Origin of the sequence: Mesorhizobium sp. M4B.F.Ca.ET.143.01.1.1, from assembly GCF_004792275.1 — a bacterium.
GTDB lineage: Bacteria > Pseudomonadota > Alphaproteobacteria > Rhizobiales > Rhizobiaceae > Mesorhizobium > Mesorhizobium abyssinicae.
The window spans coordinates 109354-135607 of sequence record NZ_SRSR01000004.1 but is presented as its reverse complement, the minus strand read 5'-3'; the positions used below and the strand labels follow the sequence as shown (position 1 = coordinate 135607).

Annotated in this window: 22 protein-coding genes; 16 read left to right on the top strand and 6 right to left on the bottom strand. The window is 63.5% G+C overall.

What is annotated here, in order from left to right:
• Nucleotides 1-31: 31 nt before the first annotated feature.
• Nucleotides 32-1453: a D-alanyl-D-alanine carboxypeptidase gene (locus EN786_RS11275; protein WP_127284618.1), complete on the bottom strand. Its 1422-nt coding sequence runs from the start codon at nt 1451-1453 to the stop codon at nt 32-34.
• Between the two features lie 288 nt (nt 1454-1741).
• Here EN786_RS11275 and EN786_RS11270 point away from each other — a divergent pair, with 288 nt between their 5' ends.
• The 12 genes from EN786_RS11270 to EN786_RS11215 all read left to right on the top strand — a co-directional run bounded on the left by EN786_RS11270 (nt 1742) and on the right by EN786_RS11215 (nt 14922).
• Nucleotides 1742-2071 carry a phasin family protein gene (locus tag EN786_RS11270; RefSeq protein ID WP_127284619.1) on the top strand — a complete coding sequence of 110 codons (330 nt, stop codon included), beginning with the start codon at nt 1742-1744 and terminating at the stop codon, nt 2069-2071.
• Nucleotides 2072-2348: 277 nt separating this feature from the next.
• Complete coding sequence (gene clpS / locus EN786_RS11265) at nt 2349-2675, top strand: ATP-dependent Clp protease adapter ClpS (RefSeq protein ID WP_187331408.1); 327 nt, start codon at nt 2349-2351, stop codon at nt 2673-2675.
• A gap of 6 nt (nt 2676-2681) precedes the next feature.
• Nucleotides 2682-5147: an ATP-dependent Clp protease ATP-binding subunit ClpA gene (gene clpA, locus EN786_RS11260; protein ID WP_127284621.1), complete on the top strand. Its 2466-nt coding sequence runs from the start codon at nt 2682-2684 to the stop codon at nt 5145-5147.
• A 355-nt stretch (nt 5148-5502) separates the two neighbouring features.
• On the top strand, nt 5503-6333 hold the full coding sequence (locus tag EN786_RS11255; protein ID WP_127284622.1) for an aspartyl/asparaginyl beta-hydroxylase domain-containing protein: 831 nt from the start codon (nt 5503-5505) through the stop codon (nt 6331-6333).
• A 264-nt stretch (nt 6334-6597) separates the two neighbouring features.
• Nucleotides 6598-7545, top strand: a complete 948-nt coding sequence (locus tag EN786_RS11250) for a helix-turn-helix domain-containing protein (protein WP_245478296.1) — start codon at nt 6598-6600, stop codon at nt 7543-7545.
• 143 nt (nt 7546-7688) lie between these two features.
• Nucleotides 7689-9206, top strand: coding sequence for an aldehyde dehydrogenase (adh, locus tag EN786_RS11245; RefSeq protein WP_127310451.1), 1518 nt, complete (start codon nt 7689-7691; stop codon nt 9204-9206).
• A 69-nt stretch (nt 9207-9275) separates the two neighbouring features.
• Nucleotides 9276-9641: a DUF779 domain-containing protein gene (locus tag EN786_RS11240; protein ID WP_127310452.1), complete on the top strand. Its 366-nt coding sequence runs from the start codon at nt 9276-9278 to the stop codon at nt 9639-9641.
• A gap of 31 nt (nt 9642-9672) precedes the next feature.
• Nucleotides 9673-10047, top strand: coding sequence for a fluoride efflux transporter CrcB (gene crcB / locus EN786_RS11235; RefSeq protein WP_127310453.1), 375 nt, complete (start codon nt 9673-9675; stop codon nt 10045-10047).
• 99 nt (nt 10048-10146) lie between these two features.
• Nucleotides 10147-11133, top strand: a complete 987-nt coding sequence (locus EN786_RS11230; protein ID WP_127310454.1) for an RluA family pseudouridine synthase — start codon at nt 10147-10149, stop codon at nt 11131-11133.
• Nucleotides 11134-11174: 41 nt separating this feature from the next.
• Nucleotides 11175-12047 (top strand): DMT family transporter, encoded by an 873-nt coding sequence (locus tag EN786_RS11225; RefSeq protein ID WP_187331409.1) that lies wholly within the window; start codon nt 11175-11177, stop codon nt 12045-12047.
• Nucleotides 12048-12057: 10 nt separating this feature from the next.
• Nucleotides 12058-12849, top strand: coding sequence for an ATP12 family chaperone protein (locus tag EN786_RS11220; protein ID WP_127310456.1), 792 nt, complete (start codon nt 12058-12060; stop codon nt 12847-12849).
• Between the two features lie 186 nt (nt 12850-13035).
• Nucleotides 13036-14922, top strand: coding sequence for an MFS transporter (locus EN786_RS11215; RefSeq protein WP_135908357.1), 1887 nt, complete (start codon nt 13036-13038; stop codon nt 14920-14922).
• Between the two features lie 84 nt (nt 14923-15006).
• Here the strand turns inward: EN786_RS11215 and EN786_RS11210 are convergent, their stop codons facing one another.
• A complete protein-coding gene (locus tag EN786_RS11210; protein WP_127286111.1) occupies nt 15007-15201 on the bottom strand; it encodes a DUF2735 domain-containing protein in 195 nt (64 codons plus the stop codon).
• Between the two features lie 309 nt (nt 15202-15510).
• Here EN786_RS11210 and EN786_RS11205 point away from each other — a divergent pair, with 309 nt between their 5' ends.
• Nucleotides 15511-16551 carry a glutamine synthetase beta-grasp domain-containing protein gene (locus EN786_RS11205; protein ID WP_127312043.1) on the top strand — a complete coding sequence of 347 codons (1041 nt, stop codon included), beginning with the start codon at nt 15511-15513 and terminating at the stop codon, nt 16549-16551.
• Nucleotides 16552-16811: 260 nt separating this feature from the next.
• Here the strand turns inward: EN786_RS11205 and glnA are convergent, their stop codons facing one another.
• Together glnA and EN786_RS11195 are read right to left on the bottom strand one after the other, a co-directional pair.
• The gene (gene glnA / locus EN786_RS11200; protein WP_127286113.1) at nt 16812-18221 is read right to left on the bottom strand and encodes a type I glutamate--ammonia ligase; all 1410 of its coding nucleotides are present in this window, start codon (nt 18219-18221) and stop codon (nt 16812-16814) included.
• Between the two features lie 51 nt (nt 18222-18272).
• On the bottom strand, nt 18273-18611 hold the full coding sequence (locus tag EN786_RS11195; RefSeq protein ID WP_006205430.1) for a P-II family nitrogen regulator: 339 nt from the start codon (nt 18609-18611) through the stop codon (nt 18273-18275).
• Nucleotides 18612-18968: 357 nt separating this feature from the next.
• Here EN786_RS11195 and EN786_RS11190 point away from each other — a divergent pair, with 357 nt between their 5' ends.
• Nucleotides 18969-20504: an NAD(P)H-hydrate dehydratase gene (locus EN786_RS11190; RefSeq protein ID WP_127309994.1), complete on the top strand. Its 1536-nt coding sequence runs from the start codon at nt 18969-18971 to the stop codon at nt 20502-20504.
• A complete protein-coding gene (locus tag EN786_RS11185; protein ID WP_127309993.1) occupies nt 20504-22504 on the top strand; it encodes a hypothetical protein in 2001 nt (666 codons plus the stop codon). Before EN786_RS11190 ends, EN786_RS11185 begins: the two co-directional genes overlap by 1 nt.
• A 6-nt stretch (nt 22505-22510) precedes the next feature.
• Here the strand turns inward: EN786_RS11185 and waaF are convergent, their stop codons facing one another.
• Nucleotides 22511-23530, bottom strand: a complete 1020-nt coding sequence (gene waaF, locus EN786_RS11180; RefSeq protein WP_127309992.1) for a lipopolysaccharide heptosyltransferase II — start codon at nt 23528-23530, stop codon at nt 22511-22513.
• A gap of 156 nt (nt 23531-23686) precedes the next feature.
• Between waaF and EN786_RS11175 the strand changes: the two genes are divergently transcribed.
• Complete coding sequence (locus EN786_RS11175) at nt 23687-24082, top strand: DUF6165 family protein (RefSeq protein WP_127309991.1); 396 nt, start codon at nt 23687-23689, stop codon at nt 24080-24082.
• A 393-nt stretch (nt 24083-24475) separates the two neighbouring features.
• On the opposite strand, the gene EN786_RS11170 is transcribed toward EN786_RS11175, so the two are convergent.
• Nucleotides 24476-26008, bottom strand: a complete 1533-nt coding sequence (locus tag EN786_RS11170; protein ID WP_127309997.1) for an acyl-CoA carboxylase subunit beta — start codon at nt 26006-26008, stop codon at nt 24476-24478.
• Nucleotides 26009-26254 lie beyond the last annotated feature (246 nt).

The window sequence follows — 26254 nt, the reverse complement described above, 5'->3', positions numbered from 1 at the left end:
CAGAAATTTCCCGGGAGATTCCAATGCCGCCCTACTGCTGGACGGCGTAACAGCTGATCTTCTTCTTCTTCAAAGCGGTGCAGGCATTCCACGCGGCGTCCTTCGACGAGAAGCCGCCGAAGCGGGCGCGGTAGTAGGTGACGCCGTCCTTGTCAAAGGCGACGGTGAAGGCTGAGGCATCGGCCAGCACCTTCGGCGCCTGCTTGCTCGTCTTGTCGAGGAAGGCCTGGGCTTCCGATTGCTTCGGCGAGGACGCCACCTGCACCGCCCAGCCCGACGGCACCGAGGCCGTCTTGACCGGATCGACCGCCGCCGCCGGCTCAGGTTCGGCATAGGCGGCGACGGCCTGCGGCGCCGGGGCCGCAGCCACAGCGGCGACAGCCACGGTCTTGACCTTCTTGATCTGGACGACCGGCGTGGTTTCCTCGACGACCGGGGCGGTTTCCTCGACAACGGGCGCGCTGTCGTCGGCGGAGGCGACCGTCGCCTCGTCTTCAACCGCCGGCTTTTCGTCCGGGGTCGGTGCATCGTGCTTCGGCAGGAACACCTTGGCGAGGGCGCTGATCGGATTGCCGCCACCGGCCTTGGCGACCAGGGCGCCACCACCGCGCGTCGATGCCCTCGGCATGTAGGCGTTGATCAGACCGGCCATCTGGTTGTCGCGCGAGCGGCCCGAGGCGCCGCCCATCACCACGGCGACGAGCTTGCGATCGCCGTCGTTGACCGACGAGACCAGATTGTAGCCGGAAGCGCGGGTGTAGCCGGTCTTGATTCCGTCCACGCCCTTGATGCGGCCGAGCAAGCGGTTGTGGCCGTTGATGCGCTGGCGGCCGTACAGGAAGGAGCGCTGCGAAAAGTAGCCGTAATATTGCGGGAAGTGCTCCCTCAACGCGATGCCGAGCATGGCCATGTCGTGGGCGGTGGTGAACTGGCCCGGATCGGGCAGGCCGTTGGCGTTGCGGAAGACCGTGCCGTTCATGCCGAGCTGACGCGCCTTGGCGGTCATCATGCGGGCGAAATTGGCTTCGTTGCCACCAATCAGCTCGCCCAGCGCCGTCGCGGAATCATTGGCCGACTTGGTCACCATCGACAGGATGGCGGTGTCGACGGACACCGATCCGCCGGGCTTGACGCCGAGCTTGGTCGGCGGCTCGGCCGCGGCGTGGGCGGAGAACGGCACCGGCGTGTTCTTCGAGATCCGGCCCTTCGCCAGCGCCTCGAAGGTCAGGTAGAGCGTCATCATCTTGGTCAGCGAAGCGGGATAGCGCCGACCATTGGCGTCGGAGGAATACAGCACCTTGCCGGTCTTGGCGTCGATGACGATGGCGGCCGACTTCGCCGCCATCGACGAGGCGGCATCGGCGACGACGACGCCCATCGCCAGGGCGACGATCGTGGCCGCCTTAAGGAATGAGGAGGATTTGGAGACGAAGCCCGACAACGCCTGACGCACTGATACTTCCCTGAATTTTCGTTGCCCCGGAGGCGGCGGCGTGAGCCTGCCTCGCTTCCGGTCAAGCTATCGCGGGCAGCGTTACCAATCCGTTTATGGTAACCGCCGCGTTCACCATTTTCTGGCGATTTGAGCCTCTTTTTATTCGAATTTTGGACTCTTCCCGTCCGCCTATGCCCAGCAAACAGGCAAAAACTTGACTTTTGTGCATCGCACAATATATTTACGGTGCATTGCACAAGGGCGCCCGGGGCAAAAGGGCGTTTCAACCACGAAGGGAAGCGTGAAATGGCCCAGACCTACGAGGACTTCAGCAAATACGGCAAGGAATTTGCCGACACCGGATTGAAGAGCTTTGCTTCGCTCACCAAGGGCGCGCAGGCGATCGCCACCGAAGCGGGTGAGTACACCAAGAAGAGCTTCGAGGCCGGCAGTGCCGCCGTCGAGAAGCTGTTCTCGGCCAAGTCGCTGGACAAGGCGATCGAGATCCAGTCCGACTACGCCAAACAGAGCTACGAGAGCTTCGTCGCCGAGGCCGCCAAGATCGGCGACCTCTATGCCGAACTCGCCAAGGAAGCCTACAAGCCGTTCGAATCGATCGTCGCCAAGTCGAAGTAATTTCGCCGCAAGGCACTGAAATTAGGCTAGCCGGCCTGCAAGACAGACCCGGTCGCGGATGCGCGGCCGGGTTTTTTCATGTTCGCTCCAATCCGGCGGCTTTGCTGCCTTCACGATTGCGAAAATCGCTGAAGTTTGCCCACCTAGCCATATTGTCAGCTAAACAGAAGGGCTTAAAATCGTTCATCGAACACCTACATGTCGAACTCGCATGGGGATTCGAAAAAGGCAGGACTACGTGACGATCGGTTTGACTGCCACGGCAGGCGTGGTGCGGATGCAGAGTGAAGGCGACGGCAACGAGGCCGGTCGCGGTACGGCCGTCATCACGCGCACCAAAACCAAGACCAAGAAGCCCAGTCTCTACCGGGTCCTCATCCTCAACGACGACTACACGCCCATGGAGTTCGTGGTTCACGTGCTGGAGCGTTTTTTCCAGAAGGACCGCGAAGCCGCCACACGCATCATGCTTCATGTTCACAATCATGGAGTGGGCGAGTGCGGGGTCTATACATTCGAGGTGGCCGAGACCAAAGTGTCCCAGGTCATGGATTTCGCCCGACAGAATCAGCATCCGCTGCAATGCGTGATGGAGAAGAAGTGAGGTAACATGCCGGCTTTCTCCCAAGGCCTGGAAAAGGCGCTACATCAGGCGCTGACGCTCGCCAATGAGCGGCACCATGAATACGCAACACTCGAACACCTGCTGCTCGCGTTGATCGACGACACCGAGGCGGCCGCCGTCATGCGCGCCTGCAACGTCGACCTCGACGAATTGAAGCACACGGTTCTCACCTATATCGACACCGAACTCGACAATCTCGTCACCGGCTATGATGAGGATTCCAAGCCGACCGCCGGTTTCCAGCGCGTCATCCAGCGCGCCGTGATCCACGTGCAGTCGTCTGGCCGCGAAGAGGTCTCGGGCGCCAACGTGCTTGTCGCCATCTTCGCCGAGCGCGAAAGCCACGCCGCCTATTTCCTGCAGGAACAGCAGATGACCCGCTACGACGCGGTCAACTACATCTCGCATGGCATCGCCAAGCGCCCCGGCGCGTCGGAGAGCCGCACCCCGCGCGGCGCCGATGACGAGCAGGGCGGCCAGAACGGCGCCGAGCCGCAGGAGGAGAACGGCAAGAAGAAGCAGCAGCAGGACGCGCTGACGGCCTATTGCATCAACCTCAACAACAAGGCCAAGGCCGGCAAGATCGATCCGCTGATCGGCCGCGAGTCGGAGATCAACCGCACCATCCAGGTGCTGTGCCGCCGCTCCAAGAACAACCCGCTCTATGTCGGCGATCCCGGCGTCGGCAAGACGGCGATCGCCGAGGGCCTGGCCAAGCGCATCGTCGAGGGCGACGTGCCGGAGGTTCTGCACAACGCCACCATCTTCGCGCTCGACATGGGCACGCTGCTTGCCGGCACGCGCTATCGCGGCGACTTCGAGGAGCGGCTGAAGCAGGTCGTCAAGGAACTCGAGGACTACCCGGGCGCGGTGCTGTTCATCGACGAGATCCATACCGTGATCGGGGCAGGGGCCACGTCTGGCGGCGCTATGGACGCGTCGAACCTGCTGAAGCCGGCGCTGTCGTCGGGCGCCATCCGCTGCATCGGCTCGACCACCTACAAGGAGTTCCGCCAGTTCTTCGAGAAGGACCGCGCTTTGGTGCGGCGCTTCCAGAAGATCGACGTCAACGAGCCGACCATCGAGGACGCCATCGAGATCATGAAGGGCCTCAAGCCCTATTTCGAGGAGTTCCACAAGGTCCGCTACACGAGCGAGGCGATCAAGGCCTCGGTCGAGCTTTCGGCGCGCTACATCAACGACCGCAAGCTGCCGGACAAGGCGATCGACGTGATCGACGAGACCGGCGCCTCGCAGATGCTGGTGCCTGAGGCCAAGCGCAAGAAGACGATCGGCATCAAGGAAATCGAAGCCACGATCGCCACCATGGCGCGCATCCCGCCGAAGACGGTTTCGGCCGACGACGAGAAGGTGCTGCAGGGTCTCGACGTCGAGCTGAAGCGCGTCGTCTACGGCCAGGACACCGCGATCACCGCGCTGACCTCCGCGATCAAGCTGGCGCGCGCCGGCCTGCGCGAACCGGAAAAGCCGATCGGGTCCTATCTGTTCTCGGGCCCGACCGGCGTCGGCAAGACGGAAGTGGCCAAGCAGCTCGCCGCCTCGCTGGGTGTCGAATTGATCCGCTTCGACATGTCGGAATACATGGAACGCCACACCGTCTCGCGGCTGATCGGCGCGCCTCCCGGCTATGTCGGCTTCGACCAGGGTGGCCTGCTGACCGACGGCGTCGACCAGCATCCGCACTGCGTGCTGCTGCTCGACGAGGTCGAGAAGGCGCATCCGGACCTGTTCAACATCCTGTTGCAGGTGATGGACCACGGTAAGCTGACCGACCACAATGGCAAGCAGATCGACTTCCGCAATGTCATCCTGATTATGACCACCAATGCGGGTGCGTCGGATGCGCAGCGCGCGGCGATCGGCTTCGGCTCGACCAAGCGCGAAGGCGACGATGTCGAGGCGATCAACCGGCTGTTCACGCCGGAGTTCCGCAACCGCCTCGATGCGATCATCCCGTTCGGCTCGCTGCCGGTGCCGGTCATCCATCAGGTGGTGCAGAAGTTCGTCATGCAGTTGGAGGCCCAGCTCTCCGAGCGCGGCGTCACCTTCGACCTGTCGCCGGACGCGATCGCCTGGCTGGCCGACAAGGGCTATGACGAGCGCATGGGCGCCCGTCCGCTCGGCCGCGTCATCCAGGAGCACATCAAGAAGCCGCTGGCCGACGAGGTGCTGTTCGGCAAGCTCAAGAAGGGCGGCACGGTGCGCGTCACCGTCGAGAAGAAGGAAACCGGCGAGACCGGCCTGAAGCTCGAATCGCTGGCCGACGAAGCGCCGGTGAAGCCGAAGAAGGAAGAGCCGGAAGAAGCGCCGAAGCCCCGCAAGGCGGCAAAGAAACCCGCAGCCAAGAAGGCGGTGGCGCAGAAGCCGGAGCCGAAGGGCAAGGACGGCGGCAAGCGCAGCCTTGTGCCCCAGTTGCCGCGCAAGGGCTGAGGGCCCCCACGATCGAAAAGCCCCGGAAACGGGGCTTTTTTCATGGTGCTGACAGCGAGCGCGAGGCTGGCCAAGCGAGGCGAAGCGCCGACGCATCGAATTCCCGGTCGGCGATGTCGTGCCGAAGAAGAAATGGGACGACCTCGGCCTGCCGGCAGCGCATTGACCTTAAGTGGAGCGGCCGACTCCAAATATTCTTGTTGGCAACAGCCGTCGACCATTCGGGCCGTATGCGACGGCATTGTGCCGAGCAACAAAAGACCTTATCAAGGCGCACGACCTGGGTGGTGGTCGCGGCCAAGAGCCTTTGGCGATAATCATTCGGAACAGGAATCGCGCCCGGCGCGAGCAACCAATGACAAAAACCCTTCGCAAATCCCTCCGCCAGCTGATCATAGCGGTTCCGCTTCTCGCGCTCGGCTTCTACTTCATCCCGATCCTGACGACGATCTGGATCGTCTGCGGCCTGATCGACGTGCTGCGCAACAAGAACAAGACCCTGTCGCTGTTCCGCGGTTATTTTCTCGGCAACGGCCTCTTCACCTGGCTGCTGTCGCCGTTCAACCTGCTTGTCGACCTGCTTTGCTACCGGAACCCTGGCGTCTGGAAGCTGGAGCAGTTTCCCGCCGACTATCAGCGAGAGGTCAACGAGGTTCTCGACGTCTTCAAGGCGCGCAAGGACGAGATCATCGCCGATATCGACGCCAATTTCGGCACCGGCCGGCGTGGCATGTATGTCTATCAGTGGTACGGCAAGCACAAGATCGACAACGTGGCGGAATTCAACAAGGATTTCAAATACATTAAGACCATCGCCGTGTCCGTCTTCAGGGGCAAGGAATCGACCTCCTGGCATTTCGGTCCGCTTCGGCTCAGCCTGCGCATTCTCTACAATTTGCTGCCGGTGAAGGCCGAGGTTTTCGTCGAGTGCAACGACGCCAGGAACTACTGGCACGACAATCCGCTCTACATTTTCGACGACACGCTGCTGCACCGCTCGGTCAACGAGTATGACGGGCGACGCTATTGCGTCTTCATGGACATCATCCGTCCGTCCCCGTTCCCGGGCCTGATCGCCGGTCTTCTCGCGGTCGTCTCGGTCAGCGTCGAGCGCGTCAACGCCATGTTCTACAAGAACTGGAAGATGATCGGCTCCAGCAAACCGAGGAAGGCCGGTGCGAACTGATCTACGACAGGATCTCGCCAATCGGTCTTAAACCAACGTCCAATGGCGCCGGCCGGCAGCCACCGTTAGAACGCCAGAGCAATTCTGGGACGATTGCGTAGCGATTTTCCGTCCCGAATTGCGCAAAATCAAATACGTCTCGGGGTCAGCGTTCTATCGAAGCTGAACTGCCTTGGGTGTCGAATATGTTCTAGCCAACATGACGACTGAGCGGGAGGAGGTCTCGCTCACGGGAGGGTCAGGTTGATCGGTCGGCAATCAGTCGTGCATGCGGATCATGTCCAGGCCTCGATCGCCAGGAGCGACGCGGCCCATTCGGCGCTGGTCGCCTCATGGCGGCGCTCTCTCCAGCTGCACCGTCTCGATCCGGCCGAGCGCAAGGCGCCTAGGCGGTTGACTGAAGCGGAGCTGATGCTGGCCAGGCAGCGCATGGAGCCACTGGCCCGCGCCGCCGAGGCAAGTCTCAACCGGCTCTATCTCGCGGTCGGCGGCGTCGGCTGCTGTGTGATGCTGGCCGACCGGAATGGCATCCCCATCGAGCGCAGGGGCGCGGTCGCCGACGACGAGACATTCGACGAATGGGGCCTTTGGACCGGGACGGTCTGGAGCGAGGACGCCGAGGGCACCAACGGAATCGGAACCTGCATCGCCGAACAACGGGCGCTGACCATCCATCGCGACCAGCATTTCTTCTCGCGCAACACTTTGCTCAGCTGCACCACGGCGCCGGTCTACGACCACGAAGGCAATCTGGCGGCGGCGCTCGACGTGTCGTCCTGCCGGTCGGATCTGACGGAAGGTTTTGTCCAGCTCATCGCGGTTGCGGTCGGTGACGCCGCCCGCCGGATCGAGGCGGAGAATTTCCGCATGGTGTACTCGAGCGCCCGCATCCTGCTCGCCCCGGTCGCCGAGCGCGGCGCCGGCGCGTTCATCGCCGTCGATGCCGACGATCTGGTTGTCGGTGCGACGCGCACCGCGCGTCTTGCGCTCGGCATAACCCGAGAAGCCCTTGCCAAGGGGCTGCTTGCCGCCGATCTCCTCGGCGATGCAGCCAAAACCTCCGAGGATTTGGATGATGCCGAGCGCGGGGTGGTGCAGCGCGCAATTGCGCGCACCGGCGGCAACGTCTCCGCCGCGGCCCAGAACCTCGGCATTTCCCGCGCCACGCTGCACCGCAAGCTTGCCCGTTTCGGCATCCACCGCACCCATTGATTTTCCCGGACCCGACCTGTCGCAGTTCTGCGACACTCGGCGGCTGCGATCGTCCGACCCCAGGCTGACAAGCTAAAAGCCATCCGCGACTGTCTCCCGCGACGCGACACATTCCGTGGCGCTGTTTTGCTGGGAGGCAGACAATGAACAAGGTGGAATTTTCCCGCACGGCCAAGGTTCCCTTCGCCAAGCGCTACGACAACTACATCGGCGGCAAATGGGTGGCGCCGCTCTCCGGAAAGTACTTCGAGAACATCTCGCCGGTGACCGGGGGGCCGCTGGGCGAGGTCGCCCGGTCGGACGCCAGCGACATCGAGGCGGCGCTCGACGCCGCGCACAAGGCCAAGGACGCCTGGGGCAGGACAAGTCCAGCCGCCCGCGCGCTCATCCTCAACCGCATCGCAGACCGCATGGAAGAGAATCTCGACCTGCTGGCGCTGGCCGAGACCTGGGACAACGGCAAGCCGATCCGTGAGACGACCGCGGCCGACCTGCCCCTGGCCATTGACCATTTCCGCTATTTCGCCGGCGTCCTGCGCAGCCAGGAGGGTTCGATCTCCGAGATCGACCACGACACCGTCGCCTATCATTTTCACGAACCGCTCGGCGTCGTCGGCCAGATCATTCCCTGGAATTTCCCGCTGCTGATGGCGGTGTGGAAGCTGGCGCCGGCGCTCGCCGCCGGCAATTGCGTGGTGCTGAAGCCGGCCGAGCAGACACCAGCGACCATCATGCTGTGGGCCGACCTCGTCGGCGACCTTCTGCCGGAGGGCGTGCTCAACATCGTCAACGGTTTCGGGCTCGAGGCCGGCAAGCCGCTGGCGTCGTCCAACCGCATCGCCAAGATCGCCTTCACCGGCGAAACGACGACGGGCCGGCTGATCTCGCAATATGCCAGCCAGAATCTGATCCCGGTGACGCTGGAGCTCGGCGGCAAGTCGCCCAACATCTTCTTCCAGGATGTGACGGCGGAGGACGACGACTTCTTCGACAAGGCGATCGAGGGCTTTGTGATGTTCGCGCTCAACCAGGGCGAGGTCTGCACCTGCCCGAGCCGGGCGCTGGTGCATGAGAAGATCTACGACAGGTTTATCGAGCGGGCGCTGAAGCGTGTCGAGGCGATCGTCCAGGGCGATCCGCTCGACCCTGCGACGATGATCGGCGCGCAAGCGTCGAGCGAGCAGCTGCAAAAGATCCTGAGCTACTTCGACATCGGTCGCCAGGAAGGGGCCGAGGTGCTGACCGGCGGCGAACAGAACCATCTGCCTGGCGACCTTGCCGGCGGCTACTACGTCAAGCCGACCGTGTTCCGCGGCCACAACAAGATGCGCATCTTCCAGGAGGAGATTTTCGGACCAGTGGTGTCGGTCACGACCTTCAAGGACGATGACGAGGCGCTGTCGATCGCCAACGATACGCTCTACGGGCTCGGCGCCGGCATCTGGAGCCGCGACGCGAACCGCTGCTACCGCTTCGGCCGCGCCATCCAGGCCGGGCGCGTGTGGACCAATTGCTACCACGCCTATCCGGCGCATGCGGCGTTCGGCGGCTACAAGCAGTCCGGCATCGGCCGCGAGACGCACAAGATGATGCTCGACCACTACCAGCAAACCAAGAACATGCTGGTCAGCTACAGCCCGAAGAAGCTCGGCTTCTTCTGATCGGCTCCCGTGGCGCGGGGAAGGGAGGGGCGCGGTTCGCCGCGCTCCTCCCTCGAACAGGAGAAGATCATGGACAAGATATCGCTGGGCAAGGTGTCCGCCACGCCGGAGGCAGAGGCGTTCCTCGCCGAGATCATCGCCGATCACGGCCCGGTTCTGTTCCACCAATCCGGCGGCTGCTGCGACGGCTCCTCGCCGATGTGCTACCCGCGCGGCGATTTCATCGTCGGCGACGGCGACGTCATGCTGGGCGAGATCGGCGACACGCCGGTCTATATAAGCGCCTCACAGTACGAGGCCTGGAAACACACGAATTTGATCATCGACGTGGTGCCGGGCAGGGGCGGCATGTTCTCGCTCGACAATGGCCGCGAGAGGCGGTTTCTGACGCGCTCGACGATCTGCGTGGTTCCCTCCGCCATCGAGAGGGATTGACCGGGCAATCCGGCAACGGCAGAAAGCCGCCATGGCCAATCTACTTCTCGTTGTCATCGGCGGCGGCATCGGCGCCGGCATCCGCCACCTGACCAATATGGGCGCCCTGCGCCTGGTCGGCCCCAACTATCCCTGGGGCACGATGGCGATCAACATCCTCGGCTCGTTCGTCATGGGCCTGTTCATCGCCGTGCTCGCGCGGCGCGGCGGCTCGAACGAGGTGCGGCTGTTCGTGGCCACCGGCATCCTCGGCGGCTTCACCACCTTCTCGGCCTTTTCGCTCGATTTCGCCACGCTTTGGGAGCGCGGCGCGACGCTGCCGGCGCTTGGCTACGCGCTCGCCAGCGTCATTGGCGCGATCCTCGCCCTGTTTCTGGGTCTTTGGCTCGCAAGAAGCCTGCCTTAGGTTTGTTCATGCATGTCGTTGTCCCAAAACCGCCAAACACTTTTGGGCGACATGCATTAGTGCTATTGCCCCCGCTTCCGAAGAGGCAAAGCGAGACAAATGGCAGGCGTTGAACAGATCACGGTGGAGGCCGGCGAGGCGGGCATGCGGCTCGACCGCTGGTTCAAGACCCATTTTCCGGGTCTCGGCTTCGGCCATTTGCAGAAGCTCCTGCGCTCCGGCCAGATCCGCGTCGACGGCAGTAGGGTGAAGGCCGACACCCGCGTCGAGCCCGGCCAGACGGTTCGCATTCCGCCGCTCGAGGTCGACAAGAAGGGCGATGCGCCGCTCACCGGCCATTCGATCCGCAACCAGGGCGACGCCGATGTGCTCGCCAAGATGCTTCTGCATGAGGATGCGAAGGTCTTCGTCTTCAACAAGCCGGCGGGGCTCGCCGTGCAGGGCGGCTCCGGCGTCACCCGCAATGTCGACGACATGCTGGAGGCCTGGCGCAACCAGAAGGGCGAGAAGCCGCGCCTGGTGCACCGGCTCGACCGCGACACCTCCGGCGTACTGGTGGTCGCCCGCACCCGCCTTGCGGCGATGAAGCTGTCGGAAGCCTTCCGGGCGCGCGAGACCAAGAAGACCTACTGGGCGCTGGTCAAGGGCGTGCCGCCGAAGCGCGAAGACAAGATCTCGACCTGGTTGATCAAGGAGCCGACGCCGGACGGCGACCGCGTGCGCATCGCCAAACACGGCGAGAAGGGCGCCGACCATGCGGTGTCCTACTACCGCGTCGTCGAGCAGGCGGCGCAATCGCTGTCCTGGCTGGAGATGGAGCCCTATACCGGCCGCACCCATCAGCTGCGCGTCCACGCCGCTCATATCGGCTGCCCTATCATCGGCGATCCCAAATATTTCGAGGCCGATACCAATTGGGATTTTCCAGGCGGCATGCAGAACCGACTGCATCTGCATGCGCGCCGCATCCTCATCCCGCACCCGGACAAGGGCGTCATCGACGTCACCGCGCCGATGCCGCCGCATATGCGCCAGAGCTGGAATCTGATCGGCTTCGATGAGCAGAGCGCGGAGGAGGAGGGGTGAGCGGCGTCACCGGCACGCTCGACCGCCGCGATGCGGTCGACATGGCGGCCGCCGCGATCATGGTCGGGCTGACCTTCTCCTGGGGGCTGAACTATGTCGCCGCCAAGGTCTCCTACGCCGGCTATGATCCCGTCTTCGTTTCGATCGCGCGCTCGATCCTCGGCGGGCTCTGCGTGCTCGGCTGGTGTCGGCTCCGCGGCATCAAGCTGTTCGAAGCGGACGGGACGCTTGTCGCCGGCATCATTGTCGGGGTGCTCTTCGGGGTCGAGTTCCTGTGCCTCTATATCGGGCTGGAATACACAACCGTTGCCCGCAACACGCTGCTGGTCAACACCATGCCGTTCTGGGTCTTGATCGGCGGTCATTTCCTGCTCGGCGAGCGCATCAACGCGCGCAAGCTGGGCGGACTGGTTCTGGCCTTCTGCGGCCTTGCGGCGGTCTTCTCCGACGGCATCGTTGCCGGCAACACTGCCACACTCACCGGTGATCTGCTCAGCCTCGGGTCGGGGATCCTGTGGGCGATGACCAGCATCGTCATCAAGCGGTCGAAACTGGTCGAGACCAGCGCCGAGAAACTGCTGCTCTACCAGCTGGCTGGCGCAGCTGTTGTCGGTTTGCTGGTAATGCCTTTCGCCGGCCCGCCGATCCGCGCGGTCACCGCCTTGCCGACCCTGGCGCTGTTGTTCCAGTCTTTCTATATCGTCGCATTCACCTATGTGTTGTGGTTCTGGCTGCTCACGCGCTATCCGGCGGCCGGCCTGTCGAGCTTCGCCTTCCTGTCCCCGGTCTTCGGCGTTCTGTGCGGCGCGGTGCTGCTGGGCGAACCACCGACGGTCAGGATCTTCCTGGCGCTCGGCCTGATCGCCGCCGGCCTGATCATCGTCAACCGGCCGCGCAGGCAGGTTCCAGCGTAAGGAGTTCGACATGCGCGACATCCTCAATGACCTCGAAGCGGGAAAGCAGCTCTCCGATCCCGATCCCGTGCGCCGCGCCCAGATCCAGATGAAGACGCCGCTGCCGAAGCGCTTCTACAAGGCCGTCTCGCTCGCGCCGGTTGAGGAGGGCTTCGCCGTCCATCTCGACGGCAGGCCGGTACGCACGCCGGGCAAGGCACTGCTGGCGCTGCCAACCGAAAAGGCGGCGGCCCTGGTTGCCGGCGAGTTCGACGCGCAAGGCGAGGTCATTGACCCCGTCACCATGCCGGTCATGCGCCTCGTCAACACCGCCATCGACGGCGTCGCCAGCGATCCGCAGGCGGTGCTGGAGGATATCCTGCGCTTCGCCTCGTCCGACTTGCTCTGCTACCGCGCCGATGGCCCGCAAGGGCTGGTAGACCGGCAGAACCAGCTTTGGGACCCGGTCATCGACTGGGCGCGCGGCGCGCTTGGCGCCCGCTTCCTTCTCGCCGAGGGCATCGTTCATGTCGAGCAGCCGCGCGAGACCATCGCCGTGCTCGGCGCCCATCTTGCGCAGCGCAACGAGCCGCTGCGGCTCGCCGCCATCCATGTCATGACCTCGCTGACCGGATCGGCGCTGCTGGCCATAGCTGTCGATTTCGGCGAACTCGATGGCGAAACGGCATGGTCCGCCGGCCATGTCGACGAGGACTGGCAGATCGAGCATTGGGGCCAGGATGCCGAGGCCGTGGCGCGCCGCTCGGCCCGCAAGCGCGACATGATGGCGGCGGTCAGCCTGCTCGAGGCGCTGAAAGCCTGAGCGCAGCGCTCCGCTTTCGCACTGCACCTAATACGAAAGTCATAATCCCATCGTCGCGGTGCCTTTCGCCGGCGCTTTCTGCCACTTTTTACCTGTGGCTGCGTCTTTGAGTCTGCTCTCGCAGGAGAGGCGGACGATGGCGCGCAGCCGTCGCGGACAGACGGGATCTCACGGGAGGACTTTTCAATGGCAATGGCATCGACCGCCGGCGGAACAAGCCGCGGCATGACGCGGGAGGAGAAGAAGGTCATCTTCGCTTCCTCGCTCGGCACCGTTTTCGAATGGTACGACTTCTATCTCTACGGCTCGCTGGCGGCTTTCATCGGCGCCACCTTCTTCTCCTCGGCGCCGGAAGCGACGCGCAACATCTTCGCGCTGCTCGCCTTCGCCGCCGGGTTCCTGGTCCGCCCCTTCGGCGCTCTGCTGTTCGGCCGCATCGGCGATCTTGTCGGCCGCAAATACACCTTCCTCGTCACCATGACGATCATGGGCCTGTCGACCTTCCTGGTCGGTCTCTTGCCAGGCTATGCCAGTTGGGGCATCGCCGCGCCGGTGATCCTTATCGGGCTGCGCATGCTGCAGGGCCTGGCGCTCGGCGGCGAGTATGGCGGCGCCGCCACCTATGTCGCCGAGCATGCCCCCGACGATCGCCGCGGCTTCTACACCTCCTGGATCCAGACGACGGCGACGCTCGGTCTGTTCCTGTCGCTGATCGTCATCCTCATCGTGCAGGGGTCGATGAGCAAGGAAACCTATGCCGATTGGGGCTGGCGCATTCCCTTCATCGTCTCCTTCGTGCTGCTCGCCATCTCGATCTGGATCCGGCTCTCGCTCTCGGAGTCGCCGACGTTCCAGCGCATGAAGGAGGAAGGCAAGGGTTCGAAGGCACCGCTCTCGGAAGCCTTCGGCCAGTGGAAGAATGCCAAGATCGCGCTGCTGGCGCTGCTCGGCCTCACCGCCGGCCAGGCCGTGATCTGGTACAACGGCCAGTTCTACGCGCTGTTCTTCCTGCAGAACGTGCTGAAGGTCGACCCGCAGTCGGTCAACATCATGATCGCTGTGGCGCTGGCGATCGGCTCGATCTTCTTCGTCGTGTTCGGCTGGCTATCCGACAAGATCGGCCGCAAGCCGATCATCATGGCCGGCCTCGCCTTGGGCATCGTCTGCACCTTCCCGCTGTTCAAGGCACTGACCTGGGCTGCCAATCCGGCGCTCGCCACCGCGCAGCAGAACACCCGTGCGACGGTGACCGCGGCGCCCGGCGACTGCAAGTTCCAGTTCAACCCGGTCGGCACGGCGAAGTTCACGACGTCCTGCGATATCGCCACCTCGTTCCTGACCAAGAACTCGGTGCCTTACGACGTGGTCACGACGGCGGCACCTGGAACGGCCGCATCGGTCAAGATCGGCAATGAGACGGTGGAGTCCTACGACGCCGTCGCCGCCGGCGATCAGGCCAAGGCCAAGGACGCTGCCTTCGTCAAGGCGGTCAACATGTCGTTGCGGGACGGCGGTTATCCGCTGAAGCGCGCGGCGGCCAAGGTGCCGGACCAGAAGCTCGACGCCTTTATCGCGGCCAATCCCGAGCTCAAGCTCGACGCGGCGGCGATCCGCGGCGGCGAGAAGACGACGGTTGCTGTCGACCAAGCCGTCAAGGACAAGCTGCTGACCAAGGATGAGGCGGCGGGTGCGCCCGAGATCACCGTCTACAGCATTCCGGGCGGCGGCGCGTTTGCCATGTTCGCCGATCCGGCGGCGGTGAACTGGCCGATGACCATCGGCATTCTGTTCATCCTCGTGCTGTTCGTCACCATGGTCTACGGGCCGATCGCGGCGATCCTGGTCGAGATGTTCCCGACCCGCATCCGCTACACCGGCATGTCGCTGCCCTACCACATCGGCAATGGCTGGTTCGGCGGTCTCTTGCCGGCGACGGTATTCGCGCTCAGCGCCTACAAGGGCGATATCTATTACGGCCTCTGGTACCCGGTGGTGATCGCCGCCATGTCGCTGATCATCGGCATGATCTTCGTCAGGGATACGCTGGGAACCGACCTCAACACCAAGCAGTAGGCGTTGCCCAGGCGCTCAAAGCAAAAGCCCGGCGTGAGCGATCACGCCGGGCTTTTCCCATCCTGAAATCCCTGGAGGGCTCGATCAGCTCTTGCGCTGCGTGCTCTCTTCTTCGATCGCCGCCTCGTGGTACCAGCCGTCAAAATCGGCATGCGTGTTGCGCAGCGAAGCAAGCTCTGCCGCGAACTTGGCCTTTGCGCCTAAATTTGAGGCAGATTTGCGCCCTGCCAGGGGGAACATCAAAATCTTTGCCGACGGACGGGACGGGGTGACTTGCATTGGCGATCTCCCTTCTTCTCCAGGAGCCTGTCGATTCATCTACTTTCCAAGATAGTGGTTGCGACTCATTTAGGCAATATGCCCACAAAAAGATCAGTATTTGCACTATTTTTGTGCAAACTATGCTTTTGATCGATCTGAACGCATCGCTGAGGCGGCTCAGCAAATTCAGCGCTTTGTGACGACCATTTTGCCGCACCCTCCACTGCCCGAGTGGCACACGAATTGCTTTTTAAGACGCGGCAGGTCGGCTCGGCCCGGCCATGCGTCGTCGCCCTGCGCGGTGATCAAGCAACGAGAGGCTCTAGAATGACCAAATACAAGCTCGAGTATATCTGGCTCGACGGATACACACCGGTCCCCAATCTTCGCGGCAAGACCCAGATCAAGGAATTTGCCGAGTTCCCGACGCTCGAGCAGCTGCCGCTGTGGGGCTTCGACGGCTCCTCGACCCAGCAGGCCGAAGGCCACAGTTCCGACTGCGTGCTGAAGCCGGTCGCCGTGTTCCCGGATCCGGCCCGCACCAACGGCGTGCTGGTGATGTGCGAAGTGATGATGCCCGATGGCGTGACGCCGCATGTCTCCAACAAGCGCGCCACCATCCTCGATGACGAGGGCGCCTGGTTCGGCTTCGAGCAGGAGTATTTCTTCTACAAGGACGGCCGTCCGCTCGGCTTCCCCGAGAGCGGCTACCCGGCGCCGCAGGGCCCGTACTATACCGGCGTCGGCTACTCGAACGTCGGCTCGGTCGCGCGCCAGATCGTCGAGGAGCATCTCGACCAGTGCCTCGCCGCCGGCATCAACCATGAAGGCATCAACGCCGAGGTGGCCAAGGGCCAGTGGGAATTCCAGATTTTCGGCAAGGGCTCCAAGAAGGCCGCCGACCAGATGTGGATGGCCCGCTACCTGCTGCAGCGCCTGACCGAGAAGTACGGCATCGACATCGAGTACCACTGCAAGCCGCTCGGCGACACCGACTGGAACGGCTCGGGCATGCACGCCAACTTCTCGACCGCCTATATGCGCGAAGTCGGCGGCAAGGCCTATTTCGAAGCGCTGATGGCCGAGTTCGACAAGAACCTGATGGATCACATCGCCGTCTACGGCCCGGATAACGACAAGCGTCTGACCGGCAAGCACGAGACCGCGCCGTGGAACAAGTTCAGCTACGGCATAGCCGACCGCGGCGCCTCGATCCGCGTGCCGCACTCGTTTGTCAAGAACGACTACAAGGGCTATCTGGAAGATCGCCGTCCGAACTCGCAGGGCGACCCCTACCAGATCGCTTCGCAGATCCTGAAGACGATCGCGTCGGTCCCGGCCAGCGGCCAGGTTTCGGCTGCCGCCTGATCCGCTCGGCGCGCGTTCGCGCCGCAACAGAATACTCTGCGACCAGAAGGCCCCGGCGGAAACGCCGGGGCTTTTTTGCATGGAGATCGCCCAAGCGGCGGCACAGAAATCGCGCACGTGGCGAAACACGCTGACGGCGAACGTGCGCGTCGCCTATTGAGCACCGGCTCGCGATAGCTCGCATAATCACCATGGACGACAATGAAAAAGCCCCCGGAGGGAGACCTCCGAGGGCTTCAAATCTCAATCCGATCAGAAGTTTAGATCGAGTAGTACATGTCGTATTCGACCGGATGCGGGGTCATCTCGAAGCGCATCACCTCGGCCATCTTCAGCTCGATGTAGCTGTCGATCTGGTCGTCGTCGAAGACGCCGCCGGCCTTGAGGAAGCCGCGGTCCTTGTCGAGGCTCTGCAGCGCTTCGCGCAGCGAGCCGCAGACGGTCGGGATCTTCTTCAGCTCCTTCGGCGGCAGGTCGTAGAGATCCTTGTCCATCGGCTGTCCCGGGTGGATCTTGTTCTTGATGCCGTCGAGGCCGGCCATCAGCATGGCGGCGAAGGCGAGGTAGGGGTTCGCGCCCGGATCGGGGAAGCGGACCTCGACGCGCTTCGACTTCGGCGACGAGCCGAACGGAATGCGGCAGGACGCCGAGCGGTTGCGCGCCGAATAGGCGAGCAGCACCGGCGCCTCGTAGCCCGGCACCAGGCGCTTGTAGGAGTTGGTCAGCGGGTTGGTGAAGGCGTTGATCGCCTTGGCGTGCTTGATGATGCCGCCGATGTAGTAGAGGCAGCTCTCCGACAGCCCGGCATATTCATTGCCGGCGAAGGTCGGCTTGCCGCCCTTCCAGATCGACTGGTGGACGTGCATGCCCGAACCGTTGTCGCCGAAGATCGGCTTCGGCATGAAGGTGGCGGTCTTGCCGTAGGCGTTGGCGACCTGGTGCACGACGTACTTGTAGATCAGCATCTTGTCGGCGTTGCGCACCAGCGTGTCGAACTTGATGCCGAGCTCGTGCTGCGCGGCGGCGACCTCATGGTGATGCTTCTCGACGCGCACGCCCATTTCGGCGAGCACGGTCAGCATTTCCGAGCGCATGTCCTGGGCGGAATCGATCGGCGGCACGGGGAAGTAGCCACCCTTGATGCGCGGGCGATGGCCGAGATTGCCGGTCTCGTAGTCGGTGTCGTCGTTGGACGGCAGTTCGGTGGAGTCCAGGCGGAAGCCGGTGTTGTAGGGATCGGCCTTGTACTTGACGTCGTCGAACACGAAGAACTCGGCTTCCGGACCGACGAAGATCTGGTCGCCGATGCCTTCCGACTTCATGTAGGCCTCGGCCTTCTTGGCGGTGCCGCGCGGGTCGCGGTTATAGGATTCGCCGGAGACCGGATCGAGGATGTCGCACAGGATGACCATGGTCGACTGGGCGAAGAACGGATCCATGTGCACCGTGTCGGGATCGGGCATCAGCACCATGTCGGACTCGTTGATCGCCTTCCAGCCCGCAATCGAGGAGCCGTCGAACATGACGCCGTCGGCGAACATGTCTTCCTCGACCTCGACGACATCCATGGTTACGTGCTGCAGCTTGCCCTTCGGATCTGTGAAGCGCAGGTCGACGAACTTTACGTCGTTGTCCTTGATCTGCTTCATGATGTCTTTGGCTGTCGTCATGTCATGTATCCCTGTGTGACGTTTTTTTGATGATGACGTTGCAGAAAGGCGTCAGACGGCGTCCATCCCGGTCTCACCGGTACGGATGCGCACGACTTCCTCGATGTTGGAGACGAAGATCTTGCCGTCGCCGATGCGGCCGGTCTGCGCCGCCTTGCGGATGGCCTCGATGGCGCCTTCGACGGCGTCGTCGCCCAGCACCACCTCGATCTTCACCTTGGGCAGGAAGTCGACGACATATTCGGCGCCGCGATAGAGTTCGGTATGGCCCTTCTGCCGGCCGAAGCCCTTGGCCTCGGTCACGGTGATGCCTTGCAGTCCGGCCTCCTGAAGCGCTTCCTTCACTTCGTCCAGCTTGAATGGCTTGATGATCGCTTCGATCTTTTTCATGTAAAAAATGGCCTCCACTGCCAAAAGACGGGTTTTGTGCCCCGCTTGCGGCTTCGATCAAGCACGAACTGTGCCAGTCCGGACGGATTCGAAGCGCCATTGGGCGATTTCATTACCATGCCGCGTCCCGATGCGCATTCGCGTCATTCGCTGCATTGGAAGCGTCATCGACGCTCGAAGCCTATACATTGCTGACCCTCCCGTCCGCACAATAATTAGGCAAATAGCGCAATCTGCAGGCAGTTTTGCCCGTTGGCGCATCGCATCGAACGATGCCTTTATAGGCAATGGCAGTGTTCGCTGTTTGCTTCAAACCGAAAACTGGACAATGCTTCACCGGAGGGCGGACGGCAATCCATGAGCAACGAACTTTTATCTCCGGTTGAAATGGCCGAGGCCGACCGGCTGGCAATCGCTGCTGGCCCGCTCGACGGCTACGGCCTGATGCGGCGGGCCGGCGCGGAGGTCGCAGCCGTTGTGCTGGCGCGTTACCCGGCCGCGACGCCCGTGCATGTGCTGTGCGGCACCGGCAACAATGGCGGCGACGGCTATGTCGTGGCGCGGTTGCTGGCCGAGGCCGGCGTCGATGTCGCGGTGTGGGTATCGGGCAAGCCGCGGGCCGGCAGCGACGCCGCGATTGCCGCGGCGGAGTGCCCGGTCGCGCCCCGACCGCTGACGACATTTGCCCCTGATTTCGGCTCAATCGTCGTCGATGCGCTCTACGGGGCAGGGCTGTCGAAGTCGCTGCCCGTCGACGCTACGAACGCCATCGATTTTGCCAAATCCCTGCTCTTGCCGGTTGTTGCGATCGATTTGCCTTCGGGAGTCTCCGGCGATACCGGTGCAGTGCTTGGGGAAGAAGCTTTTCGGGCCGACATCACCGTTACCTTCGCTCGAAAAAAGCCCGGGCATCTGCTGCTGCCAGGTCGCGAACTCTGCGGTGAGATCGTGCTTGCCGACATCGGCATCCCCGACAGTGTCGTCAACGACCTCATTCCAAGAACGTTCGAGAATAAGCCGGCTCTCTGGCTCGGGAACTTGCCGGTTCCAGCCACCGACGCGCACAAATACAAACGTGGCCATGCCGGGGTGTTTTCCGGCGGGCCGTCGACAACCGGCGCCGCGCGGTTGTCGGCGCTTGCCGCCGCGAGGGCAGGGGCAGGAGCGGTAACCGTGCTGTCGCCAGCGGACGCCATGCAGATAAATGCCGCGCACCTGACCGCGATCATGCTGCGCAGGACCGACACCGTAGCCGACCTGAACAACTTCATCGGCGAGCGCCGGCCTTCGGCCTTTGTTCTCGGACCTGGCTTCGGCGTCGGCGAGAGGACACGGGATCTTGCCTTGGCGATACTGCGAGCCGGGCGGCAAGGCGCTGCCAGCGGGATCGGCGGGCTGGTCCTCGATGCCGATGGCATCACCTCGTTTCGCGATGAGCCTGCGAGCCTCTTTGAAGCAACTCACGAGCCGCACGCTCCCGCATTGGTGATGACACCGCATGAAGGTGAATTTGCTCGCCTGTTTCCGGACATTGCCGCAGACAAAAATCTCTCCAAACTAGCCAAGGCGCGCGCAGCCGCCCAGCGAGCCAATGCGGTCGTCGTCTACAAGGGGGCCGATACGGTGATTGTGGCACCGAACGGCCTCGCGGCCATCAACGGCAACGGCGCGCCATGGCTTGCCACGGCGGGGTCGGGCGACGTGCTGGCAGGCATCATCGCGGGACTTCTGGCACAAGGCATGGCAGTGTTCGCAGCGGCGGCGGCGGCGGTCTGGATCCACGCCGAGGCCGGCAGCCGCTTCGGTCCCGGGCTGATCGCCGAGGACCTGCCGCTGGCGATGGTGCCGGTGCTGCACGAACTGGTTGAAGCACAGCAGGCGGATGCCACCTGATGAAGCGGTTCGCTCTCGTCATTGCGGCTGTCGTCGCGCTATTGGTGCCGTGCGGCGCGCGCGCTCAGCAGCCTGTGACCATCGTCGACGATCCGGCGGTCCTCGCGGCCCTCGATGCCAAGGGCTTCGGCTTCGCCGGCATTTTCGCCATGGACGGCGATGACGACCTGAAATCGCTCTATCAGGAAGCGCCCGCCTATCACGCCATCGTCGAGACGGTGGCAGCCGACGTCGCCGCGCTGAGGGCCGAGATGAAAGCCGGCGGGCGCACCCTCTACGAGGTGACCGACGGCAATGTCGGCCGCATCATGGACATGCGCTGGCTGAAGACGAACGCGGCGCGCTTCCGGCTGGTCGGTGTCGTCAACCGGCTCGACCGGCGCGACTTCGCCGCGTTGAGCGGCGACAAGAATTGCGGCGAGGTGCGCTTCATCTACCGCCTGGCCTACAGTTTCAGGAAGAACGGCAAGGTCCTGGCCTCGCGCCTGCCGTTCAATTTCAATGCCGTCTACAGCGTCGCTCCGGATGCCGACGGCGGTTGCGTCGGGGTTGCCGGGCGCTGGACGCCGCAGCTCGACGAGGCCGTCGATGCCGGCTGGCTGGCCGGCGGGCCGCTGGAGCCGGAAGAACTGACCTTCAAGCAGCTCGAACTCAACGCGCAAGTGGTGCGCTTTCCCTCCGGCCAAGAGACCGAGTTCGGCGGCCAGGCCGCCTACCTCATGCGGATTTTTGGGATCGGTGGCGCCACGGTCAGCGAAAAGCCGCTGGAGAACACGCCTGACGTCGCGCGGCTGTCGGAAGATGCCGTGCTCAAGAAAAAGCTCGCCGACTATGTCCGGGCCAATGTCGGCCCGGTCGATCTCGGCGTCTATGAGATGCCGGACGAGTTCCTGGCGAAGAAGGTCATCTCATGGTCGACCTTCGGCAGCGCCAGGCAGGCCAACCATCCGTTCACGTCGCTGTTCGAGCCTACCGATTTCGCCGGGCTCGACTATTCCGGGTTGAAGCTGGCGCGCACGCCGGAGGCGCTGGTCGAACGGCTGGACAATGGCGCCTGCCAGGGCTGCCATCAGGCAGGCTCCACCGCCGGCTTCCATTTCATCGGCCTCGACGACAAGACGACGTCGCCGCTCAACCGCATCGAGGTCGGCATCTCGCCGCATCTCCATGCCGAGATCACGCGCCGCGAGGCCTGGCTGCGCGCCGTGACCGAGGGCAAGGAGCCGAACCGTTTCCGCCCGCTCTCATTCGCACCGCCGGCCGAATGGAGGGGTGCCGGCGAAGTCGCCTACGCGCCGGCCGAGATGGCGATGCCGTGCCTGGGGCCCGAGGACGCCGCCCGCTTCGGCCAGACCTGGCAGTGCGGCGGCGGCACCATCTGCACACCGCTCGCCACGGCTTCGGGCGTGCGCACCACGCTGGCGCAATGCCTGCTGCCCAAGGACAGCAAGGCGATGTTTTCCGGCCATCCGTGCCTGGCCGGCTCGATCGCCAGCAATGAAGCGCAGCCCTTCAACGACCGCTACACAATCGCCGGGCAGTTTGCGGCGTTCGCCTCCGACATTTCACGCACCGCCTACACTTGCCGGCCGCCGAAGATCGGCGTGCCGGCAGGCATCGCCTATCGAGCTTGCGACGACAAGGACCGCAGCTTCGCCGCCTTCAAGGCCGGCAAGCCGATGCCGAACGAGATCTGCGGACTGGTCGGCGGCAAGAAGTTCGATACCTGCGTGGCGACAAACAATTTCGACCAGTGCCTCGGCGGCGCCGTCAATCGCGGCAACCGGCCGGCCTGCTCGGCGGACCATTTCTGCCGCGAGGACTATATGTGCCAGTCGCTGCCGGCGGACACGCCGGGCGCCGCCAAGGTGAAGGGCATCGGCTTCTGCTCGCCGACCTATTTCATCTTCCAGATGCGCATCGACAATCACGCCACGCCCTGGGCGAGCGCGGCACGCGCCACCATGGGTGCGGGTTTCGGAGCGGCGCAAGAGGAGTAGCTGATATCAGGCGCCTTGCTGGCGGCGCGGTTCCGCGAAGGCAGCGGCCAGCGCCTCGCGCACCCGTTCCTCGCTGACCCCCGATGTATCCTCGATCCAGCTCGGGGTCGAAATGGGCGGCTCGAGAAAGCGAACATGGTCGTTGACCGGCCCATGTATGTAGGAAAGGTTCGAGCCGAAGATCTGCACGCAGGGAACATTCAAGGCCGCGGCAGCATGAGACATGCCGCCATCGACGCCAAGGAACAGCGCCGACGCGCCAAGCTGATACATCACGTCGAGCAGCGGCGTCGTGGTGAAATCGACCGCTTGCGGCAGCTCGGCGCGAATTCGGTTCGCCGCATCGTGTTCGCGAGGACCGCCGACGATCCATACCGCCCAGCCGCGATTGGAATGGTCCTTGGCGACCGAGATAAAGCGCTCCATTGGCCACGATCGGGAGCTGGTCATGTCTCCGGTGAAGATTGCCAGTGCTGGCTTGCCGGCCTCGACCCCGGCACGGCTGCGCCATTCATCCAATTCCGCGGCCGGGATGACCAGCTGCGGCGCTGGCCAATCGACGTTGGCCGGCCTCGCGTCTAGGGTGGCGATGGAGCAAACCTCCTCATAGAGACGCGTCTTGCGCGGACCGAACGCCCACAAATGGCGCAGCCAGCCGGCTGGGAAGCGATTGACCAACCCGAACTGCAGCTCCTGCGGGTAGCCGATGCGCTCCGGTATGCCGGCCATGAACGGTATCAGGGCCGCCTTGATCGTGCTCGTCATGAGATAGGCCGAGCCATAGTTCTGCTGGCGAAGCTCGCGCACCAGGCTGCGGCGCTCCGCCAGGCCGAGCTCCATATGACGCTTCTTTAGGGGCCACGCTTTGCGGACATGCGGCATGAACCGCGCAAAAGAGACGTTGCCGGGCGAGGTCACGACGTCGATCGGGCGCTCGGGAAACCGCTCCGCGAGGATGCGGATGGCCGAATGACAGCGGACGAAATCGCCGACCGCCGGAAAGCCGACCAAGAGGATTGGATCCAAGACGCATACCTTTCAATTCATCGGCGTCGGCGCAGCCGCCGCCATCCAGGAGATTGACTTGGCTCGTTTCGGCTGCCTATTGCCGCTACTCCGTCCGGTGGGTCCATATTCCCCGCCGGCGATGTTTGACAAGGCTCATCAGAAAAGGGCAATTGCATGGTCCGCCCCATACGCGTCGAGATCGCCCCCGGCGAACTGCTGGACAAGATATCGATCCTCGAGATCAAGGCGGCAAGCATCGCCGACGCGTCCAAACTGGCGAACGTCCTGCACGAACTGGAGGAGCTATCGCGCGTTCGCGACGACCACCTCCCGGCGTCGGAGACGCTGGCCGGCCTTTACGCGGAACTGAAGGCCGTCAACCAGGCGCTCTGGGTCATCGAGGACGATATCCGCGTCGAAGAACTCAACAAGCGCTTCGGTGATCGTTTCATCGAACTCGCCCGCGGCGTCTACCGAACCAACGACCGCCGCGCCGCGCTGAAGCGCGAGATAAACGTGTTGCTCAGCTCCTCCCTAATCGAGGAAAAATCCTACGAAAACTACGAGTAGGACCGCCGCTTAGCGCTGGAGATAGTCCTCCATCCGCTCGGTCCATCTGTTGTTAAACCCGGCGATCTGTTGTTCGGCCGTCTCTGGGTTAAGCAGCGTGGAGAGTGCTGTCCGCCGTATCGGTTCGATCTCAGGCGTCTCCACGTATCCCAGCGCGGCCAGACGCTGTGCCCATGACGGGTGTGTCGACTTGCCGTCATCCGGACGTTCCCACGCCCTTTGGGCGCAACCATTCAAATACTGGCTTTGCGACAAGTCTGCGGCCATTTCCAGAAGGCGGGCAAGCGGCGGTCGAGGCGGTCGCAAGGCTCCCATGATCTCGCGCCGCAGCGGACAGCACCGCGAACCTGCCGAACCGCCGCCCAGCGCTGATGATGAAGCGCGACATTCAGGTCACAGCGGGATGTTGTCGTGCTTCTTCCAGGGGTTCTGCATGTCCTTGTTGCGCAGCATCCTCAGCGCCCGGGCGACGCGGCGGCGGGTCGAATGCGGCATGATCACCTCGTCGACATAGCCGCGTTCGGCGGCGACGAAGGGCGACAGGAAGCGATCCTCATAAGCCTTTGTATGCGCTGCTATCTTTTCCGCATTGCCGATGTCCTTGCGGTAGATGATCTCGACCGCGCCCCTGGCGCCCATCACCGCGATCTGCGCTGTCGGCCAGGCGTAGTTCATGTCGCCGCGCAGATGCTTCGACGCCATGACGTCATAGGCGCCGCCATAGGCTTTGCGGGTGATGACGGTGATCTTCGGCACGGTCGCCTCGGCATAGGCGAACAGAAGCTTGGCGCCATGCTTGATCAGCCCGCCATATTCCTGCGCGGTGCCGGGCAGGAAGCCCGGGACATCGACGAAGGTGACGATCGGAATGGAAAAGCAGTCGCAGAAGCGCACGAAGCGCGCCGCCTTGCGGCTGGCGTCGGAATCGAGCACGCCGGCCAGCACCATCGGCTGGTTTGCGACGAAGCCGACCGTGCGGCCCTTGACCCGGCCGAAACCGGTGACGATGTTTTTCGCAAAGCTCTGCTGGATCTCGAAGAAGTCGCCCTCGTCGGCGACTTTCAGGATCAATTCCTTGATATCGTAGGGTTTGTTGGCGTTGTCGGGGATCAGCCGGTCGAGCGACAGGTCGTGGTCGGTGACCGACTGGTAGCACTCGATTTCCGGGATTTCCGAGGTGTTGGAGGCAGGCAAGAGATCGACCAGCCGGCGCATCTGCAACAGCGCCTCGACGTCGTTGTCGTAGGCGCCGTCGGCGATCGAGGATTTGGTGGTGTGGACCGAGGCGCCGCCGAGGCTCTCGGCGGTCACCGTCTCGTTGGTGACGGTCTTCACCACATCCGGCCCGGTGACGAACATGTAGGAGGTGTCGCGCACCATGAAGATGAAGTCGGTCATCGCCGGCGAGTAGACATCGCCGCCCGCGCAAGGGCCCATGATCAGCGAGATCTGCGGGATGACGCCGGAGGCCAGAACATTGCGCTGGAAGATTTCGGCATAGCCGCCGAGTGCCGCCACGCCTTCCTGGATGCGGGCGCCGCCGGCGTCGTAGAGGCCGATGATCGGCGCGCGGTTGCGCAGCGCCATCTCCTGCACCTTGATGACCTTCTCGGCATGCGCTTCCGACAGCGAGCCGCCGAACACGGTGAAGTCCTTGGCGAAGATGTAGACGGGCCGGCCATTGACCGTCCCCCAGCCGGTGACGACACCGTCGCCGGCGATCTTGGTCTTCTCCATGCCGAAATCGGTCGAGCGATGCTCGACATACATGTCGAACTCCTCGAACGAGCCCTCGTCGAGGAAGACATCGATGCGCTCGCGGGCGGTGAGCTTACCCTTCTGGTGCTGGGCGTCGATGCGGGCCTTGCCGCCGCCCATGCGGGCGATCTCGCGGCGGCGCTCAAGTTCCTTCAGCACGTCCTTCATCGCCGGTCCCCCAAACGGATAGGTGCGTTTGTCGTAAATGATGCGGGCAGGGGAGTGCAAGCGCCACTTTCGCCGCCGTTTTGCTGCATTGCAGCATGCAGCCCTTGCATTTCGAAGCGAACTCGTCCATATGCGGCGGCATAGGCGCTTGGGCCGGCATTGTCCGGCCTTCTCGACGAATGAGACTGGTTGCGTCTGTTTTCCCTCTTTCCGGTATATCGGCCTCTCTTTCCGGTACATCACAAA

What these genes read in the sequence shown, in the direction of transcription:
- EN786_RS11270 (WP_127284619.1), top strand. Translation starts at nt 1,742, where the DNA reads ATGGCCCAGACCTACGAGGACTTCAGCAAATACGGCAAGGAATTTGCC.
- clpS (WP_187331408.1), top strand. Translation starts at nt 2,349, where the DNA reads ATGCAGAGTGAAGGCGACGGCAACGAGGCCGGTCGCGGTACGGCCGTC.
- clpA (WP_127284621.1), top strand. Translation starts at nt 2,682, where the DNA reads ATGCCGGCTTTCTCCCAAGGCCTGGAAAAGGCGCTACATCAGGCGCTG.
- EN786_RS11255 (WP_127284622.1), top strand. Translation starts at nt 5,503, where the DNA reads ATGACAAAAACCCTTCGCAAATCCCTCCGCCAGCTGATCATAGCGGTT.
- adh (WP_127310451.1), top strand. Translation starts at nt 7,689, where the DNA reads ATGAACAAGGTGGAATTTTCCCGCACGGCCAAGGTTCCCTTCGCCAAG.
- EN786_RS11240 (WP_127310452.1), top strand. Translation starts at nt 9,276, where the DNA reads ATGGACAAGATATCGCTGGGCAAGGTGTCCGCCACGCCGGAGGCAGAG.
- crcB (WP_127310453.1), top strand. Translation starts at nt 9,673, where the DNA reads ATGGCCAATCTACTTCTCGTTGTCATCGGCGGCGGCATCGGCGCCGGC.
- EN786_RS11230 (WP_127310454.1), top strand. Translation starts at nt 10,147, where the DNA reads ATGGCAGGCGTTGAACAGATCACGGTGGAGGCCGGCGAGGCGGGCATG.
- EN786_RS11225 (WP_187331409.1), top strand. Translation starts at nt 11,175, where the DNA reads ATGGCGGCCGCCGCGATCATGGTCGGGCTGACCTTCTCCTGGGGGCTG.
- EN786_RS11220 (WP_127310456.1), top strand. Translation starts at nt 12,058, where the DNA reads ATGCGCGACATCCTCAATGACCTCGAAGCGGGAAAGCAGCTCTCCGAT.
- EN786_RS11215 (WP_135908357.1), top strand. Translation starts at nt 13,036, where the DNA reads ATGGCAATGGCATCGACCGCCGGCGGAACAAGCCGCGGCATGACGCGG.
- EN786_RS11210 (WP_127286111.1), bottom strand. Translation starts at nt 15,201, where the DNA reads ATGCAAGTCACCCCGTCCCGTCCGTCGGCAAAGATTTTGATGTTCCCC.
- EN786_RS11205 (WP_127312043.1), top strand. Translation starts at nt 15,511, where the DNA reads ATGACCAAATACAAGCTCGAGTATATCTGGCTCGACGGATACACACCG.
- glnA (WP_127286113.1), bottom strand. Translation starts at nt 18,221, where the DNA reads ATGACGACAGCCAAAGACATCATGAAGCAGATCAAGGACAACGACGTA.
- EN786_RS11195 (WP_006205430.1), bottom strand. Translation starts at nt 18,611, where the DNA reads ATGAAAAAGATCGAAGCGATCATCAAGCCATTCAAGCTGGACGAAGTG.
- EN786_RS11190 (WP_127309994.1), top strand. Translation starts at nt 18,969, where the DNA reads ATGAGCAACGAACTTTTATCTCCGGTTGAAATGGCCGAGGCCGACCGG.
- EN786_RS11185 (WP_127309993.1), top strand. Translation starts at nt 20,504, where the DNA reads ATGAAGCGGTTCGCTCTCGTCATTGCGGCTGTCGTCGCGCTATTGGTG.
- EN786_RS11175 (WP_127309991.1), top strand. Translation starts at nt 23,687, where the DNA reads ATGGTCCGCCCCATACGCGTCGAGATCGCCCCCGGCGAACTGCTGGAC.
- EN786_RS11170 (WP_127309997.1), bottom strand. Translation starts at nt 26,008, where the DNA reads ATGAAGGACGTGCTGAAGGAACTTGAGCGCCGCCGCGAGATCGCCCGC.